General features: G+C 57.1%; 21 protein-coding genes. 15 read left to right on the forward strand and 6 right to left on the reverse strand.

The window, feature by feature from the left end; genetic code table 11:
• Positions 1-421: 421 nt before the first annotated feature.
• Both G3N96_RS16960 and G3N96_RS16965 read right to left on the reverse strand, forming a co-directional pair.
• A complete protein-coding gene (locus tag G3N96_RS16960) occupies positions 422-715 on the reverse strand; it encodes a hypothetical protein (RefSeq protein WP_206137894.1) in 294 nt (97 codons plus the stop codon).
• 924 nt (positions 716-1,639) lie between these two features.
• A complete protein-coding gene (locus G3N96_RS16965) occupies positions 1,640-2,026 on the reverse strand; it encodes a hypothetical protein (protein WP_206137895.1) in 387 nt (128 codons plus the stop codon).
• A 71-nt stretch (positions 2,027-2,097) separates the two neighbouring features.
• Here G3N96_RS16965 and G3N96_RS16970 point away from each other — a divergent pair, with 71 nt between their 5' ends.
• Positions 2,098-2,337 (forward strand): YdaS family helix-turn-helix protein, encoded by a 240-nt coding sequence (locus G3N96_RS16970; RefSeq protein ID WP_206137896.1) that lies wholly within the window; start codon positions 2,098-2,100, stop codon positions 2,335-2,337.
• Between the two features lie 43 nt (positions 2,338-2,380).
• On the opposite strand, the gene G3N96_RS16975 is transcribed toward G3N96_RS16970, so the two are convergent.
• The gene (locus tag G3N96_RS16975) at positions 2,381-2,689 is read right to left on the reverse strand and encodes a hypothetical protein (RefSeq protein WP_241022681.1); all 309 of its coding nucleotides are present in this window, start codon (positions 2,687-2,689) and stop codon (positions 2,381-2,383) included.
• On the opposite strand from G3N96_RS16975, the gene G3N96_RS39220 reads away from it, so the two are divergent.
• Positions 2,688-3,017, forward strand: a complete 330-nt coding sequence (locus G3N96_RS39220) for a hypothetical protein (RefSeq protein WP_241022682.1) — start codon at positions 2,688-2,690, stop codon at positions 3,015-3,017. The two genes, G3N96_RS16975 and G3N96_RS39220, sit on opposite strands and share 2 nt — an antisense overlap.
• Here G3N96_RS39220 and G3N96_RS16985 read toward each other — a convergent pair.
• Positions 3,014-3,226, reverse strand: coding sequence for a hypothetical protein (locus G3N96_RS16985; RefSeq protein ID WP_089445537.1), 213 nt, complete (start codon positions 3,224-3,226; stop codon positions 3,014-3,016). The two genes, G3N96_RS39220 and G3N96_RS16985, sit on opposite strands and share 4 nt — an antisense overlap.
• Positions 3,227-3,405: 179 nt before the next feature.
• On the opposite strand from G3N96_RS16985, the gene G3N96_RS16990 reads away from it, so the two are divergent.
• The 13 genes from G3N96_RS16990 to G3N96_RS17050 all read left to right on the forward strand — a co-directional run bounded on the left by G3N96_RS16990 (position 3,406) and on the right by G3N96_RS17050 (position 11,560).
• Positions 3,406-3,687, forward strand: a complete 282-nt coding sequence (locus G3N96_RS16990) for a DNA-binding protein (RefSeq protein ID WP_206137914.1) — start codon at positions 3,406-3,408, stop codon at positions 3,685-3,687.
• 256 nt (positions 3,688-3,943) lie between these two features.
• Positions 3,944-4,240, forward strand: coding sequence for a hypothetical protein (locus tag G3N96_RS16995; RefSeq protein WP_206137897.1), 297 nt, complete (start codon positions 3,944-3,946; stop codon positions 4,238-4,240).
• 20 nt (positions 4,241-4,260) lie between these two features.
• Positions 4,261-5,115 (forward strand): hypothetical protein, encoded by an 855-nt coding sequence (locus G3N96_RS17000; protein ID WP_206137898.1) that lies wholly within the window; start codon positions 4,261-4,263, stop codon positions 5,113-5,115.
• A complete protein-coding gene (locus tag G3N96_RS17005) occupies positions 5,112-6,119 on the forward strand; it encodes a helix-turn-helix domain-containing protein (RefSeq protein ID WP_206137899.1) in 1,008 nt (335 codons plus the stop codon). The genes G3N96_RS17000 and G3N96_RS17005 overlap by 4 nt, the downstream gene beginning before the upstream one ends.
• Complete coding sequence (locus tag G3N96_RS17010) at positions 6,116-6,676, forward strand: hypothetical protein (protein ID WP_206137900.1); 561 nt, start codon at positions 6,116-6,118, stop codon at positions 6,674-6,676. The genes G3N96_RS17005 and G3N96_RS17010 overlap by 4 nt, the downstream gene beginning before the upstream one ends.
• The gene (locus G3N96_RS17015; protein ID WP_206137901.1) at positions 6,676-7,068 is read left to right on the forward strand and encodes a winged helix-turn-helix domain-containing protein; all 393 of its coding nucleotides are present in this window, start codon (positions 6,676-6,678) and stop codon (positions 7,066-7,068) included. The genes G3N96_RS17010 and G3N96_RS17015 overlap by 1 nt, the downstream gene beginning before the upstream one ends.
• Positions 7,065-7,493: a nuclease domain-containing protein gene (locus tag G3N96_RS17020; RefSeq protein WP_206137902.1), complete on the forward strand. Its 429-nt coding sequence runs from the start codon at positions 7,065-7,067 to the stop codon at positions 7,491-7,493. Before G3N96_RS17015 ends, G3N96_RS17020 begins: the two co-directional genes overlap by 4 nt.
• A 2-nt stretch (positions 7,494-7,495) precedes the next feature.
• The gene (locus G3N96_RS17025; RefSeq protein WP_206137915.1) at positions 7,496-7,828 is read left to right on the forward strand and encodes a hypothetical protein; all 333 of its coding nucleotides are present in this window, start codon (positions 7,496-7,498) and stop codon (positions 7,826-7,828) included.
• Positions 7,825-8,073: a phage portal protein gene (locus G3N96_RS17030; protein WP_206137903.1), complete on the forward strand. Its 249-nt coding sequence runs from the start codon at positions 7,825-7,827 to the stop codon at positions 8,071-8,073. The genes G3N96_RS17025 and G3N96_RS17030 overlap by 4 nt, the downstream gene beginning before the upstream one ends.
• A gap of 44 nt (positions 8,074-8,117) precedes the next feature.
• Positions 8,118-8,534 (forward strand): hypothetical protein, encoded by a 417-nt coding sequence (locus G3N96_RS17035; protein WP_206137904.1) that lies wholly within the window; start codon positions 8,118-8,120, stop codon positions 8,532-8,534.
• Between the two features lie 192 nt (positions 8,535-8,726).
• A complete protein-coding gene (locus G3N96_RS17040) occupies positions 8,727-10,133 on the forward strand; it encodes a hypothetical protein (protein WP_206137905.1) in 1,407 nt (468 codons plus the stop codon).
• Between the two features lie 276 nt (positions 10,134-10,409).
• Complete coding sequence (locus tag G3N96_RS17045) at positions 10,410-10,709, forward strand: H-NS histone family protein (protein ID WP_206137906.1); 300 nt, start codon at positions 10,410-10,412, stop codon at positions 10,707-10,709.
• A 245-nt stretch (positions 10,710-10,954) separates the two neighbouring features.
• Complete coding sequence (locus G3N96_RS17050; RefSeq protein WP_206137907.1) at positions 10,955-11,560, forward strand: hypothetical protein; 606 nt, start codon at positions 10,955-10,957, stop codon at positions 11,558-11,560.
• A 470-nt stretch (positions 11,561-12,030) separates the two neighbouring features.
• Here the strand turns inward: G3N96_RS17050 and G3N96_RS17055 are convergent, their stop codons facing one another.
• On the reverse strand, positions 12,031-14,991 hold the full coding sequence (locus tag G3N96_RS17055; RefSeq protein ID WP_206137908.1) for a hypothetical protein: 2,961 nt from the start codon (positions 14,989-14,991) through the stop codon (positions 12,031-12,033).
• A 119-nt stretch (positions 14,992-15,110) separates the two neighbouring features.
• Positions 15,111-15,698 carry a M35 family metallo-endopeptidase gene (locus G3N96_RS17060; RefSeq protein WP_206137909.1) on the reverse strand — a complete coding sequence of 196 codons (588 nt, stop codon included), beginning with the start codon at positions 15,696-15,698 and terminating at the stop codon, positions 15,111-15,113.
• Positions 15,699-15,931: the final 233 nt, after the last annotated feature.

A 15,931-nucleotide genomic window follows, 5' to 3' on the forward strand; every position in this document is an offset into this window, starting at 1 on the left:
AGATTACTCGCGCTGTATGGCAGTCCACCAAGCCCGTTATTTTCGGGCTTTTAATTACTCCATTCCAACTAAGTGCGCTGCGTGGCTGGTGCGCGCTCGATGTGCTCAGAGACTTGTTGCAGAGTGGATTGTAGGCAGAGGAAGAGCGCAATGGCAGCGAGCGCGCCGAGCCACACTTTCACCAAGGCCATGTAATAACTCCCGCACGGTAGGCAACACAGAGGAACCAGACGCAACCGATAGCGACGCCGCATGCCGTTGCGACCGCGCTACCCTTCGCGACATACCCATTCATCTGATCGCAGGAGGCGAGCAGGGCGTTATCGCTCGGCACGCGTGTTACAAGCGATCGTCTGTTTTGTGGAAATACAGGCTGTAGGCTGTTCATTGCTCCCTTGAAGTTGTTGTGTTCTCTGTCGACTTAGATGACGGCGGTGAGCGTCGTGCTGCCGTCGCCGTGATCGGTTCGAAGCATGAGCGGCGTTCCGCCAAACAGTTCGGGCCGGAGTTCACGCAGCGCGTTGCTGAAATTCGGCGGTGCTTCGAAGCCGCTGCCGAGCAGTGCGGTCGTGACCGCCAGCTCAGGATCGTCATCGCCGGGCGTGAAGAACGACGCGACAATCGGGATTTGGTGTTCCTTGCAGATCGCAATGATCTGCGTCATAAGCGGAGAGATCTGCTCGTCGTAGATCTGCTCCTTGGTGGCGGTTGCCATGCATCTTCTCCATATAAATTAGGAATCCGAATAAGTAACAGCGCTCAACGAGCCTCACTGATCTTCAATGTCGCCCGATCAACGCTGTCGAAACTCTCAAGGGCGCGCACTCGGCTAGGTGCTGCTGCGCTGAGTTCGTGGGTGCGGAGGATCCGCGACCGAATGCGCGCTCTTGAGAGAAGCTTTCATGGGATGGGGCCATTGCCGTCGCCGGCTTCGCTTTCCCCACCGGTCAACTCTCCGGCTATCTCGCGAACCACCATGTGTGTCGCGACCGACTCCGGTGACCTCTGGCTCCCTTGCCGCGGCCAGACCGCGTCCGATTCAGCAGGGCCCCATCTCATGAAAGCTGTGCGGTGTCGGACGCTACCCCGTTTCTCGGCTACACCGTAAAGCCGGCCGGTTGCTCCCTGTACTGCGGTCCCGGCGCACTAGTACTCTTAAAGATCGACCGCCGGGGCGGTGGCGCAGCGATCAGAGCCGCGTTGAGATGAATATTAGAAAATACTAAACTCACAGTCAAGTAAATTCTTTACTTCCGTTGCGTGCCACAACGCGCGTCATGGCCGACGCACGGTACGCATTAAGTGTTTGCCGAATTTTCAGTTGAAAGGGTCGCGTGAACTTCGCTAAACTACTGTACATGCATACAGTAATTTGAGATGGATACGGCGAGGATACGCGTGCGAGACGAGAAAGAGAGGACGGGGTTGCGCTGCAAACCGGGCGATCTGGCGATCGTCACAAAATGCAGCGTGAAAGAAAGGATCGGGTTACTCGTTCGTGTGGTCGAGCGACATAGTGGCGCTGGTTTTGACTGGCTGACGGAGCTGCTTGGGCCTGGTGTTGTCGCCCGGGACGTAGGCAGCGGAAGGGTGTGCCGATGCACTTCGGCGCTGATGCATGATTGGAATCTAACGCCTATCAGTGGCTTGGATCTTCCACGTCAAATGTGCCGCCCCGAGGACGTGTCAGCGCACCAAAGACCCTGAGCGTTTCCTTCAACGCGTTGAAGGCGTCTGGCGATAACCCAATCTTGTCAGCGGCGGCAATTGCATCGATGAGGGATCGGGCCTCTGGGCTGACATCGCGCGGGGACGGTGACGTTGCATTCCGCTCTTCAATCTCGGCGCTGGGTAGATCCAAGTAGCCATCGCCCATTCCGTACTCGGCCTCGAGGCGTCTAGCAGCGCGTTCACCAAAGGACGTGCCTCCGAGCAACTGAGAGAAGTAGCTCTTCTCTTTGCTAGGAACACCATGCTGTTCGGTCCAGCGGCGCAAATTTGCCCGGCGAATGTCTTGGATCGTCATGCCCAAAGTTTAGACTCTTCTAAATCAGTATTCACTTGACCGGTGGTTTAGAGACAACTAAACTGCCTTCCATGAACCTCAAGGAATTCATCTCGACGAGCGAGCGCGGAACGGCTTCGAAGCTGGCTGCGTTCCTTGGCGTTTCCTCATCGTATCTGTCTCAGATGGCGTCCGGACTAAGCGCAATCTCTGAAAAGAGATGCGTTCAGATCGAGAAATTCAGCGAGGGGCGGCTTTCGCGCCGCGACCTTCGTCCTGACGACTGGCATCTAATTTGGCCCGAGCTCGCTCAACAAAAGGAGACCGCATGAAGCGTCTGTACGCACGTCTGGTCCTCTGGTTGATCGGTTCAGCTCAATTGCCTTTTTCTTCCCAGACCTCAGCCCATGACCGAATCAATTCGAGGTTGGTATGCATGTCCCTCCAGACGCCATCGGAGCCCCCGCGATGAGACTGATGCTTCCGTGCACTGTAGAACATGCTCGCAAGAGTTGTGATTTTTCCTGCCTTTTCGCCGCAGTAGTTGCAGTGTGCTCTTAGGCGAGAGGCGTGCAGTTGAAGGGCGCCGATCGCGATTGAATCGGGAGTCGCCAGGTCGTGGTCTCGCAGCACTTGTTCGATGTCATCCGCAATCTTGCGGATCTCCACGGAGGTTTTATTCATGGCTGGATTATTGAAAAGCGCAGTGACGATCAACGTCGACGGCGTCGGCCTCGGAAATGTCGAGGTCGACGGCGTGGACATCGGTCGGTGCGTGCGCGGCCTCAGTTTGACCGCTACAGCGGGTCGCCAGCCGTCGGTACGGCTGGAGCTGGCAGCGCCCGACAACGTCATTCGATTCGAAGGAGCCGAAATCCTGGTCGACAGCATTGCGGTTCCGGCTACCGTTGAAATTGCCCTGTGGAAGCATCTGTCGTCCAAGTACGGAAAGGAAGTGGAGGTGACGACGATGAGCTCGACTAGTCGCGGGTACATCGTCGCCGGAGATTAAACGCGAGTGATTTCGATACCCGATCTGAGGACGCGGAAGACGTTCTCAGAAACGCGATTTAGCGCTTCACCGGTTGATAAGCGAAATTCCTTCATTCCCAACATGCTGCTGGGGCCATCGAGGTCGCTGGTATCGATTTCGTCTTGCAAAACAACGACTTCGTAAACCTTTCCTGCATTGTCGGTCGCTTTGAAGCGCTCTGTGATCATGAGGGTTCCCCGTATCGGAATGGTTGTGTGAGAGCTGCCAATTCTACAGATAGGGCCGGAACCCTCGCCTTAGTCCGATCTGCATCGAGATTCGATGCTTGAAGTTTAGAAAATTCGACCTTCAAGGTCATTCAATCAGTTTTGAACGGAGTTGAGTTGCTATGAACACGATTGAGGTCATCCGGAGGCCCAGTATTGAGCGGGCGTTCCGGGAGGCGCTGAGCGATCCGCGCAGCCGCGGGCCGGTCGCCGATGCGCTCGGCTGGGACGATTCGCAGGTGAGCCGTTTCCTCTCGGGGAATCTCGGCGTGCCGATCAGCAAGATCGATGCGGGGCTGAACGCGCTTGAGTTGCGCGTCGTCTCGCGCGAGTACTTGGACGGGCTGTCGACGATGAGCAAGGTTGGTGTGAACTGCCACTGCGCGCGGGAAGGGTTCGGGGAGTGCGGCGGTCGGTGGTGATGTAAGCAGCGGACCCAGGCAAAAGCGTTTTCGACGAAGAGCGCTTCTGTCTTGGTTTAGTAGTCCTAAAAAAGTGAATTTATGGAAACCAATCAGATCGACCAGCAGGTCGAAATGCGTCAGCGGAGCTTGACCATTCCGGAGGAGGCGAGACGCATCGTGAGGGACGCCAGCCAACACCCGACGTACCCGCGTAAGTGTCTGTCGTGTGGGGCGTCCGAATCCCTCGACGGCTCAGTGCCGTGCGGCCACTGAAATGGCCCGCTTTCATTGCCGCTGCCGGCACTGCGAAACGCGCCGGGTGCTGAAGAAGCGTCCCGACGAGTACGTGCGGCAACCGCAATGCAACGTCTGCGGCCAGCGCAATTTCCGAATTGATGCCTGGATGCAGAAGCGCAACACGCGCCTGACGGCGTGCGCGTGCGCTGGCTACTGGTTCTGGCATCGGCGCGGTTCACTGTATTGCTGGCACCGCGCCGACGGCTCGACCCGATCACCCGGCGATCCCGATTTTGCGGATCGCAATCCGCCGCCCGATGCACAGGCGGCCTGAATTTCTCTTCTGGAGGAAACGTGGCAAAAAGCTCCGTAGAAGCATATGGCGCGCAAAGCAAGGTAACTGCGCTCGCGATGGACCCGAACGACCTTGAGCTCGTTGTCGACCCGTCGCATCCTTTGTACGACCGGCGCGTCCATCAAGAGCCGAACCCGAAGACGGTGTTGAACTACCGCGCGATCGGGGTGCGTAAGCCGGTGCTGTTCTACAAGGATCCGGAGACCGGCAAGAACCTGGTCATCGACGGCCGCACGCGGGTGATCAATGCCCGCGAGCTCAATCGGCAGTTGATCGCCGCCGGCGAGCCGCCGATCACAATCCCGGCCATCCCGCAGAAGGTTATCAACGACGGCGGTAAGTCGTTCTCTGCCGTGATGGTTAGCACGAACGAGATCCGCAAAGAGGATTCGCCGATCAACCGCGCCGAGAAGATGGCGCGCATGCTCGACGTCGGCCACACGGAAGAAACCGTCGCAACCATGTTCGGCGTCGAGGTGCCGACGGTCCGCCAGCAGTTGAAGCTGCTCGATTGCACGGCTGCCGTCCGAGACGCGCTCGAGGCTGACCAGATCACCGTCTCGAACGCGCTGAAGCTCGCGAAGCTGACGCCGGATCAGCAGCGCCAGAAGGTGCAAGCCGTCATTGCAGCGGCTGACGGTAAGGAAGGGCATGCGAAGTCGCGGGCACAGAAGGCTGTGCTGACCGGCGACGCGGCCCCACGCATGCGCACCCGCAAGCAGATCGCCGCCGAGCTCGAAAGGGCGACAGGCGAGCGTGCTGACGTGCTGCGGTGGGTTCTCGGGATCGACGCCGCGGCGCCGGCTACCGAGCCTGCGGATCCTCGGCAAATGTCGATCGATGGGGCTGCATGAGCATCAAGGTCCAAACAATGGTGTGGGACCGGTATCCGGGCGAGGACCATGAACTGTTGCTCGCTTTGAAGCTGGCCGACTTTTGCGACGACAACGGGGAACACATCTTCCCGAGCATCGAAAGGCTCGCGGAAAAGACGCGCCGCTCGGTGCGTGCGGTGCAGTACCAGCTCAAGAGCATGGTGGAACGCGGCTGGTTGATTTTGGTTGCCAACGCTGGCGGCGGCCGTGGTCGCGCCTGCGAGTACCGCATCAATCCCGACTGGATAAACGGTGCAGAGATTGCACCCATTTCCGCTGGCTCAAAGGGTGCAACGGATGCACCCATCGGAAAGGGTGCAACGAGAAGCAAAAAGGGTGCAACGAACGACGGAAAGGGTGCAATGGGTTTCGCAAAAGGGTGCAATGGGTTGCACCCGATTCACCATGAACCACCACAGGAACCATCAGAGAACCACCAAGGCGCACGACGTGCGCCCAAAGTTGCGGCTCACGGCGAGCTGCAGTCGATCGAACTGCCGGGCTGGCTGGCGTTCGAGGATTGGGACATGTGGTGCGAACACCGTGAGGCGAAGCACAAGGACGCGCCATGGACTCGTCCGGCGGCGACCGTGTCGATCCGGAAGCTGACGAAGCTGCGTTCGTCGGGCCAAGACCCAAAGGCGTGCATCGAGGAAGCCGTGCTGCGCGGCTGGACCGGCCTGTTCCCGCTGAAAGGCGATCTGGCAGCAACGTCGTCGGGCTCGGATACCACGATCGCTCCGGACTGGTGGAAGACGGCGCCGGGCATTCGCAAGCTCGGTAAGCAACTTGGCATTGAAGAGAAACCGAACCAGGTTTTCGAGCAGTACAAGGCGAAGGTGTTCAAGGCGGCCGGCCCGGGCGAATGGATGGAAGACATGCTGAGCACGGTCAGCCGCGAAAGCGAAGAGCGCTACGAGGCCCTGTACGCCTACTTCAACGACATTCCGCGCGATCAGGGCGCGCAACAGGTGGAGGCATGACGAAACGAACCACATGGCCGATGCGCGTCGACGCCGGTATTAGGAAGGTCGGCACTGCGCACGTACGCGACGACTCGCGACCGAAGATGACCGCTGCGCAGAGGGCCGTGTTCGATGCGACCGGCAATCGGCCGCAGGTCGACGCAGGTTTCGACGATATCAGCGACGGGATTGGTGCGTCGCCCGTACTGACGCCGACGTATCGCCAGCCCGACGCTAAGGCGCGCATGCAAGCGCTCGGGCGCTTAAAGACCGGTGAGATGAACAAGACCGAGCAGCGGTACGCGGATCACCTTGAGGCGCGGAAGCGGGAGGGCGAGGTCGTCTGGTATCGCTTCGAGGGCATCAAGTTCCGGCTCGCCGACAACACGTTCTACACGCCGGATTTCGCAGTGATGTTGGCGAATGGCCAGCTCGAAGCGCATGAGGTCAAGGGCCACTGGCAAGACGACGCGCGCGTAAAGGTGAAGGTTGCCGCAGATCAGTACCCGGTGCGGTTCATCGCCGTGACTGCTGGTCCGGCGAAGTCCGGCGGCTGGCAAACGGAGGAATTCTGATGGCTGATGGGAAGGTAGGCCCAGTCTCGAAACAGATCATCGAGTGCGTGAAGGCGAATCCGGGCATTCACGCTGGTGAAATCGCTCGTAGGTTGGGTCTGAGTCTAGGCGGTGGCCCGCGCGAGACGATCCGAAACTTGATCGCTGCTGGCTATTTGAAAAGAGGCGAGAAAGTGACCGCTGCAGGTACCAAGGGGCACGCGGCTTCGCCGCTGATGTACACCGGAAAGCGGTTCAAAGGGTTCGATAAGTGGGCCGGTTCTGATCGCTGGCGACGAATTCAAGAGCGTATTGCGGCAGAGGCCGCGCGTGAGCGGCAAGCAATTGAATCGATCGAATGGGCTGAAAGGGCGATACGCGCAATGGTCGAAACCGGACGAGCGGCGGCATGAAGCGCTCAGGCTTCGGCACGCGCAAGACGCCGATGAAGCGCGGTTCGTGGTTCCGTAAAAGCTCACCGTTGCCCGAGCAGGCGCCGCGCAAGGTGGCGATGAAGCGGCGAGCGAAGCGTCCGACGGTCGCCGGAGGATCGAAATACCTCGAGGCCTGCCGGGGCGAGCCGTGCTATCTGCGCATGCGCGGTTGTCTCGGCGGAGGGGAAACGGTCGTTCCCTGTCACTCGAACCAGGCGAAACACGGTAAGGGCATGGGCATCAAGGCACGCCACGAATTTACGGTACCTGGATGCGCCAATTGCCACTCATTGATCGATCAGGGCCCGGGGCTGCGGGAGCAAAAGTTCGCGGCATGGGACGTCGCTTACGAAGCATGGGCGCCAGTGCGTGCCCGGAAAATGGGAGAAGCAAATTGCCAGTGAGATTGTGGGTTGAGATCCCGGACGGGGTGTATAGCGCGTCGAGAAAGCGCGGTGGCGGTGGCATCGTCTTCTACGAGCGTACGCGCGAGATCGACGCGACGGTTGTCCGCATCGCGCGTATCGCTACAGTCAAGCGGCAACTGATCACGGCCGTCGAAGTGGACGCGTTCATACCCGAAATGCATCGGGCGCGCATGCCGAAGATCGATCCGCGGTGGACTGAGCCGGGCGTGTTCCGGACGAAGGCATACGTCTACCGCAACCAGAAATGCCGTGTGCTCGGTCAGTTCTTGGAAAGCGGTGCACTCCAAATCGATTTGAGGGAAGGGGCATGAGCGCAGCCGCGTGCATCTTGTATAGCGACGTTCCCGAGAGGCTGCTCATCTCGGCGATCCGCCATTTCGATGGGGTGACTGGCGCGGATCTCATTGCCTTCGACGAATGCCCGTTCAGCGGCGAGATTACCGAGACGGAGCACGGCGTGCAGATTTCGTTTCCGTGGCCGCGCAATCGAACTATGCGCCATGCCGTAGGCGACTGGCTCACGCACTACGGCATCAACTTCACGGTCGTCATGTAACGACGAATAACCGGTGTCTCAAGCAAATCGAAAATAGGCTGAACATGACGATCGACGAAAGCAACCAAATCGAAGAACTGCTCGACGAATGGTACGACTGGCAGGCAGGGTACGTGCCTAGCCTTGGCTATGGGCGGGTCGATCCGTCGTGCCGTGGCTTCTCCGAATCCGAGCGGGCGCTTACGGCAGACGAGCGGTCGGAGGAGGCGGATCGGAAGGCGGCCAAGCGACGCGCCGAGCTGGTAGACCTGTGCATCGACGCATTGCCTTGGCAAGAGCGTGCGGCGATCCAGCGTCATATGAAAGCTAAGACGGTTGATGCAATGAACCGGGCTTGCGCGGCGTCTGTTTGGCACGACTCGAGGATTCATGGACAGCGGGACATGCATGAGCTGTATCAGCAGGCTAAGCGCTCCATTTGTATGCCGCTTCGGCGGCGGGGGATGCTATCGAGGGCCTAGAGCGTCGAAGAATAACGTGAGTAATGTATATGTAAATGATGTTGACGTTGACGGGCCGCATGTAGGTTTCGGACGGGGCAGTGTCACCATCGGAGCACTGTCAAACGGAGACAGTCGACGGTTATGCCAAAATCGTTGACAATTCACATCAAGCGCCCACCCTTCGAAAAAACTCTAATGACCGAGAGTAATATGCAAGAACAGATCCGCTACAAGCATGAAAGAAAATATAAGATTAAATGCGAAACCGTCAATAGGATACAGGCTGTTTTGCAGGGGATAAGTAATGGAATTATATCATCTTCTTCTGAAATCCTCGCCAACTCAGAGCGAAACATCGAATTCGTCACTAAAAATATAATTGACGGAGTTGAGGTTGAAATAGCAAGTGTGTTCAGGGTGGATGAGGATTGTATACACGAGTTAACGCTAACGTTGCTGGATGGGCCGAAAGATTTTAATCGGATAAATTTAAAGTATCACGCTTTGCGCGTGATGGATGAAATAATTGGCGGAGAGCATAATGGCGACCGCAAAAAATACACCGTAAGAACCTACAGCAAAATATTCAACGCACACCCCTTGCGAGAAGAGGTGTTTGTAAACTCGGACTTTAAATTCTTAATAAAGCCAATTATTTGGACTAGCAAAAATGAGCCGCTCACAGAGCAGATTGTGCTGCTCGATACGGAGATTGAGGCCATTAATGTCGAGCACGCTAGAAGTTTGGCTTACAATCACACATCAAATACAAATGCCTATTTGTCGGTATTGCTGGACACCGGATTTGAAATGGTGAGTTCTGAGTTTAGAATCTTTGCGATCAAGCAAGGTTCTGATTTTTTTCTCAACAGATATAGAACCGGATTTGTAGATTATGAGCTTGGCCTTGTGGTTAAGGATAATCATTATGGCCTCAAGGATGTGAATAATATGGATCACGTAGATTCGTTTAACTCCGGAAAGATGACGTTAAACTTTCCGGTTGAGAAGCGTGATGGTGGGGTTGAATTTCACGTGACTCAAACGGTTGATACTATTTCGAATAATGATTTCCTTGAAGGGAAATTTTCTAATCACAAGATAACTAGGGCGCACGTCAACAATAAGAGCAGGCCAGAATATGTCCCTATAAGTGAATCCCCGCATTACCCGAATTGCGAAATCAAAATTCCTTCTGAAATTAGAAGATATTTCAAAGGTATTGCGTCGCTATCCGCAGAAAAGAAAGAGGCATTTATATCTAGCTGCCGAATGTACAATATCGCGTTAACACAGGGGTGGAGCCGGCCGACACTAGCTCAGTCGTATAAGGTCTGCGCAGTGGAGGCCCTTGCCAATTTCGAAAAGATAAGCTTTTCTGAGTTTATGATTAAAAATAGTAAAGAAGGTTTTGATAAGCAGTTGTGTGACTATTTTTACAGCGTAAGATCGGGGCACTTCCATGCGGGAAAATTTTACTTTGACGAATACGAAGTGAATTTTCAGCGAGAGGTGGCGCTTACGTTCCAGGAAAAATTGGCTGATCACGAGAATTTTAATCGATATGTGAGGGTAGCTATAATCAACTGGATTCGAAAAGAAATTCTGGCTGAGTGATGGGCTTCTTTCTACATTGCGAGCGGCGTTGTTGTAGCAAGCTCGTCTACTTCCGCTTTGGATCGGAAATGGCTTCTCGTTGTGTCACCTGATTGAAGCTCACGATGATCGATTCTCTCATTGGCGAGCCGGCAGGGCGCAATCTTCGCAATCCGAGATCGAAAGTGAGTCGTAGTCGAGCCTTCTACGGGATTCCCCACTTGGTGGATATCGATGCACTCCTTCACTAAAGCCAAAACAGTTATTATTTACCCAACACAACCGGAGGCGGAAAGCATGGCGACCTACAAGGACCTGAGAGCGCAATTGGATGCTCTGACTGAAAAAGCAGAAGCTGATCGCCTAACTGAGGTTCAGGCCGTTTTCGAAGACATCCGTGCCAAGGTCGCGGAGTACGGCATTACCGAAAGGGACATCTTCGGCGCACGCCGTGGAAAGGCATCAACGCAAACGAAGGCGCCGACGGAGGCGGAGTACCGCGATCCGAAGACCGGCGCCACGTGGTCGGGCCGTGGCCGAGCGCCAGCTTGGATCAAGGAAGCCAAAAATCGGAACCGATTCTTGATCCAAGGGTAAATCTAGCGTAATTTGTGGGGTGTAGACTCGCTCGCGATTCGCTGTATTGCCCACGTCGGGCGCGAGGTATGCATCATGAATGCCCGGCGGCTCGCCAAGCTGCTTTTTGCTTCTCCCAAGTTGCTTGCGAGATGGGTCTTACCGATCCCCTGATTAACTGAGATCTGGATGTGGTAGTCTCGTTGCGCTTGGTTCCCAAGCATTGAAGAGACCAATAATGGGCGACTACGTCGGGGATTTTACTAATGGGACATAGGCTTGATATCGATATCTTCGATCTGCCAGATGGTTCGCGCGTCATCGAAGCGTATGATCGGAGACAAGGGGATTTGAAGCGGCGAAATAAAGCGGTAAAGAGAGGAAAGGTTTCGCACGAGGATAAGGCCAAGGCGAAAAATCTAGTTAAAAGGAACGATCCCGATAGCTGGCAACGTTTGAGGAACGGCGAGGCCGGCAGCAACCCCGACATCATTCTCGATCGCGACACTGGAAGCATCATCTTCCGGCCGGTCAAGCGTGACGGGGAAGTAGTGGGGGAAGAGATCTGGACGAACGTCGGTAAGGATGCAATGCCGGACGATCTCTACGATCGGCTGCGTCACGCTCGATTCATGACTGACTCGGACCCACTGGTATCTGTGCTAAGCGGTTTGATTGTCGGTGAACCTCACTCGAGACAGGTGCTCGAGGCAGTGGAAGATGCAGTTGAGCAGCTCTACGATGTCCAGTCTGACAAGGCCGTTCGGCTTGAGGTGGCTGACTGCGTCATTGCCATCGGGCTCCATAAAGATGGAGTTCGCGTGCGAGTCATACTGCCGAGGTTCACTGAATTTGACGATGTCCGAGTGTGACGATTGCATTCACCAATCCTGGCCCCGCAGTACGCGGGGTTTTTCATTTTCAGATGACGTCGCGTCAATCGTTGGCGCTACTTTTAGACACATGAACGCGAAGCGTATCGGCGCAATGAACCAGGCTTGCGGCACAACAGTCTGGAGCAATCCGTGCCGACTTGATCTGTCGGATGCGCATGCGAGCTATCAGGCGGCGAAGATAGCGCTGCATCCACGCGTGCAAGCGCGTGGACTGTTGAAGGAACCGCATCCGGCATAAGGGGCATGCGTGGCCCTGATTGCGCTGTCAACGCCACCTGATCAAGGGATGTGATGGACCTGCCACTGTCACTATCCCACCGTGTCCGAACGATGGGGGCGACGGTAGCAGTCGTCAATCTTCCCGGCAGAATGATCCACCTACGCTTCAAACGACCATTCGGCGAGCGCGAGCGATAGTACGCAAAGATGCGAGGGATCGTCCTGTCTCAGCAACCTATACCGATTCGACAACCAACCCAGTGTGCCGCGCCACCGACAGCATTGCCGACTTGCTGCGCTGCATGTTGAACGCCGTCAACGAAACCATTGACGAGCGTCTTGAATGGTTCGGTGACCTTCCCCAGCGCAACCCGAATGTCGTTGTTATCGCCAAGGCCATGCGTCAGATCGTTGCCGACTGTGTTGATCGCCTTGACGACGTCATTGCTTGGACCGAAGCAACCACCCTCGGTGCCGATCTGGCCCGAGAGACACTTTTGCAGTTCGCGCACCGTTAGTCGGCCGGCCGTGCAGCCCGCAAACGTGACCGGTACACCGCCCGATTCGGCCGCGCATTCCGCAGCGATTCGCCACTCCGGACTCATCTTCAGCCCGGACGCGCAAATGGCGAAATCGGTTTCGCCGGTCGATTCCGACGCGCAGGAAGCTACTTTTGCGACGTTCGGCGGAAGCGCTGCCCCGGCAGCGCATGCGACCATGGCCTCATTGTCGCCGCCTGATTTGGCCAGGCAAGTCACGGTCGCCACCGTCTTCGGATCCGCGCCTACGCCAGTGGCCACACAGGCAGCCTGCTCGACTTGGGTACTCGCCTTGCTCAGGCACTCAGCCGCCTTTGCTATCTCCGCGGCCGTCTTGCCCGATGCAGGCACGCAGGCCACGAGAGCCTGAGCAGGATCAGAAGTGGAAGCTAGCGATGATGCGCAAGCCAACGCTCCTTGCACCTTGGGATCAATGGAGCCCATGAAATCAGGCACGCAAGCCAGGCGCTCTGCATCCGTGGCTGCCGACACCAAGCATGCCGCAGTTGCGGCCTTGTCCGCGGTGCCGGCAGGCAGGCAACTATTCGCCAGTTGATCGACGGCGGCGCCATTGCGCGCAAGCCTCGCACATACCAGTGTCGCCTTGACGGTAGGCGGCACGGAATCAATGCATTTCTCGGCCACATCTAGCGGGGACACTTGTTGTCGCGCGCAGTCTACCTTTGCCGCGGTATTTTCCAACGTCGCCTTGGCCTGGGCGACATCCAGCCCAGTGCAAGTCGCCAGCTTGGCGGCGTCTAGCGTTGCAGGGTCCGCGCCCGCATCGCGGAGGCACTTAGCCTGATTGACGCCTGCAGCGACTGCCTTGTTTTTGTCAATCGCACATTGGAATTGCTTGTCGCGATCGGCTCCCGCGTTCTCAACGCACGCGTAGGCTGCTTTCTCCTGGTCGTTCAGGCCGAGGTTCACGAAGCACGCCTCCGCTCCGGGGTCCTTGGCATTGCGCTTGTCCTGACAGGCCTTGAATTCCGCGACGATCTTGGTCTGATCCTTGTTGAGAAAGTCGATGCCGCCAGGGTCAACGGAGATCGTCGCCTGGGCAATCTGCCCCATCAACGCGATGTCGGACGAAAGCTGCGCTGGTGTGTAGCCAAACCTTGGGACGACGGCTTCACATGAGGAGTCTTTAATGCAACCAACGACCGAGGCGATGCGGTCGGAAATCTCTTCCAACTTGGCTCTATCCGCGCAGGCACTTTTTGCAAAGGACTGAGCACACAGTGTCGCCTCGATCTGGGCGCGCGACGGGCAAGATGCCGCAGTTCCGCTTGCCAGACAATCCTTCATGCCCCCAGCCTCCATCAACTGGACGAAGGCGGTATCCAGTGTCGTGCTGAGGCACGTTGCCGCAGCGGCTTGACGAAGGTTGAGAACACACGCGTCTCCGTCTTTGGCCCCAGCACACTGTGCGCCGGGTGCCATCGCGCCATCTGCGAGCACCCGTTGCGACAGACATTGCTTCGCTACCTCGAGGGGCTTTTGCAGAATCCCAATGGGGACGTGCGGGCCGATGCAATCGGACTCCAGCACACAGCGGGTCAACATCTTGGATGTTAAGACAATGCCCGAACAGCTTGACACCTGTTCGACGCTGATCTCCGGTTTTCCTGGGCGTTTCTGGTTGTCCCGAATCGCCTCTTGAACGCAGCGCTTGACGCGATCAGTTGGCGCTTCGAAAAGGCTCTCTCGCTCTAGAATCCGGGGTGCCGCGCCTATCGTCAAGACGTCAAAGTGAGGGGATTCGACCTTGTCGTGGGGGATCAGTGGCTTGAATGTCAGTATCTCTTGAACCGACCCGGTAGTCACCGTTGGGGGAATCGCATCGACCTGCCCAAACTCGTAGAGGCCCCGTCGCCTCGCTTCAAGAAGTGCTTCGGTCAACATCTTTTGGCTGGTCATCGCGGCCATAGTCAAATAGTAGACGCGACCATGCTGGAGCACCGCGAAGTGGACGCCTGGGAAGCGCGCCTGATAGTCGTTCAGCAGGATAAGGCTCTCGTCCGCCGAGGCCATGGGGCGATAGTGAATCACCGCACTCGCAGTTGACGTGTTTGGTGCGTACGCGCTGTGCCCAATCCCATCGAACGGCGCCAGTGGTGTGCGACGCGTGAGTTCAGCGACGTCGAAGTTTGGCGGATGCTTGAGCGGAACGACTAGCCCCATTTTCAGTAACGACGCGTAGGTCGGGATCAGCGTAAAGCTGGTCACCTCAGATGCCCGAACATCCGCGTTCCCGCTGAGTTTCAGACATTCGAGCACCTTGTTATAGTCGACCGTCGCCCGCAGATCGGTCAATGCCTGCTGCGCTTCTGGCAAAGTGGCGTAACTAGCGTTAGCTATTACGTACGGCACGGACACGCTTGCCATTGAGACGTTCTTAAAATGAAAGACGCCGACGGACATGAAGGGGTGCGTCTTGATCAGGCACTCGTACATGATGGCAGCGCCAGCCGGAGTCTGCGCGCCAAGAACCGGCACAAGATAGTGATGATCTTGTGGAAGACCAGGTGCCGGGTAAAAGATCGTGTTTCGCGCACCCGCCTGAACCGGCAAGAAGATGAGCGCAGCAATCCAGATCCGGAAGATCAAACGCAGAAGTCGCAGCCCAGCGCTCACAGCATGGTCCATGTCGGAGTACTCCTCGGTCACACCTCGGGCCGCTCGCCGTTCGCACATCGCGTGGGCGAGGAGGACGCGCTACGACGGACGCTGACGCGCGTCCGCGAGCGCGCCGGAGCGCCGCCGGCCTATGGAGGATCCATACCGAAAAAAGTGGCCTCTACAAAGTACTCGAGATTTTCCGCATTTTGCTGCGCCTCGACCGGAGAAGACTTGGCACGCTCTAGCGCAGCCTTGGTGCCATAGAGCGCTTGTTCTGGAGGATCAGCGGAGGCTCCGCTGATCATGAAGTGCGTGGTCTCGTGGACCAACGTCCCACCTTGCGAACTGTATCCGGTGGTACCGGCGGAGAAGAATGCACTACCCAAACGGACGGTGAATGGCTGGGATTTGTAGACCCAGGCATAGTCAGGGTCGGCGGTATCGCATAAGAACGAAGTTCCCCCGAGGAACGCCCAGGCCTTATTGAGCCGGTCCTTGACCGCCTGTTGTTGCTCTGAATTCACAACGCCCAGCCACAAGCTCAGCCGGTCAATCGCAATCGAGTCGCCAGCGTCCATAAGAGAGACGACCTTCTGCAGCATATCGCGGGCTGTCACGTTGGCCGCAGCGGCAGTTGCTGCCTGTTGGCCGTCGCAGGCGACGGGAGCGGCTGGCGCCGCACACGAACCTGCGAAGAAAGAGAAGGCGCACAGTATCCGAAGCAAGTCACTCATGGATCCTCTCTCGTCTGTAGCCGATCGCACAACAAAGTTGCCATGATCGCTGGTCCTGCGTCACTAAGTAGTTACACTCGTTCGGGCCCGATACATGTCGCTCCTATGACCTTACCCCGCCGAATACACCATTCGTAAGTTAGTGGGCTCGCCGTTTTTAGGTTGATGCAGTTGCCGGAATTGGTCCGGCGCCAGTTGCCCCAAGGCACTATGCGGGCGCACCGAGTTGTAGT

This window comes from Burkholderia sp. Se-20373 (assembly GCF_017104705.1).
Taxonomy (GTDB): Bacteria; Pseudomonadota; Gammaproteobacteria; order Burkholderiales; family Burkholderiaceae; genus Burkholderia.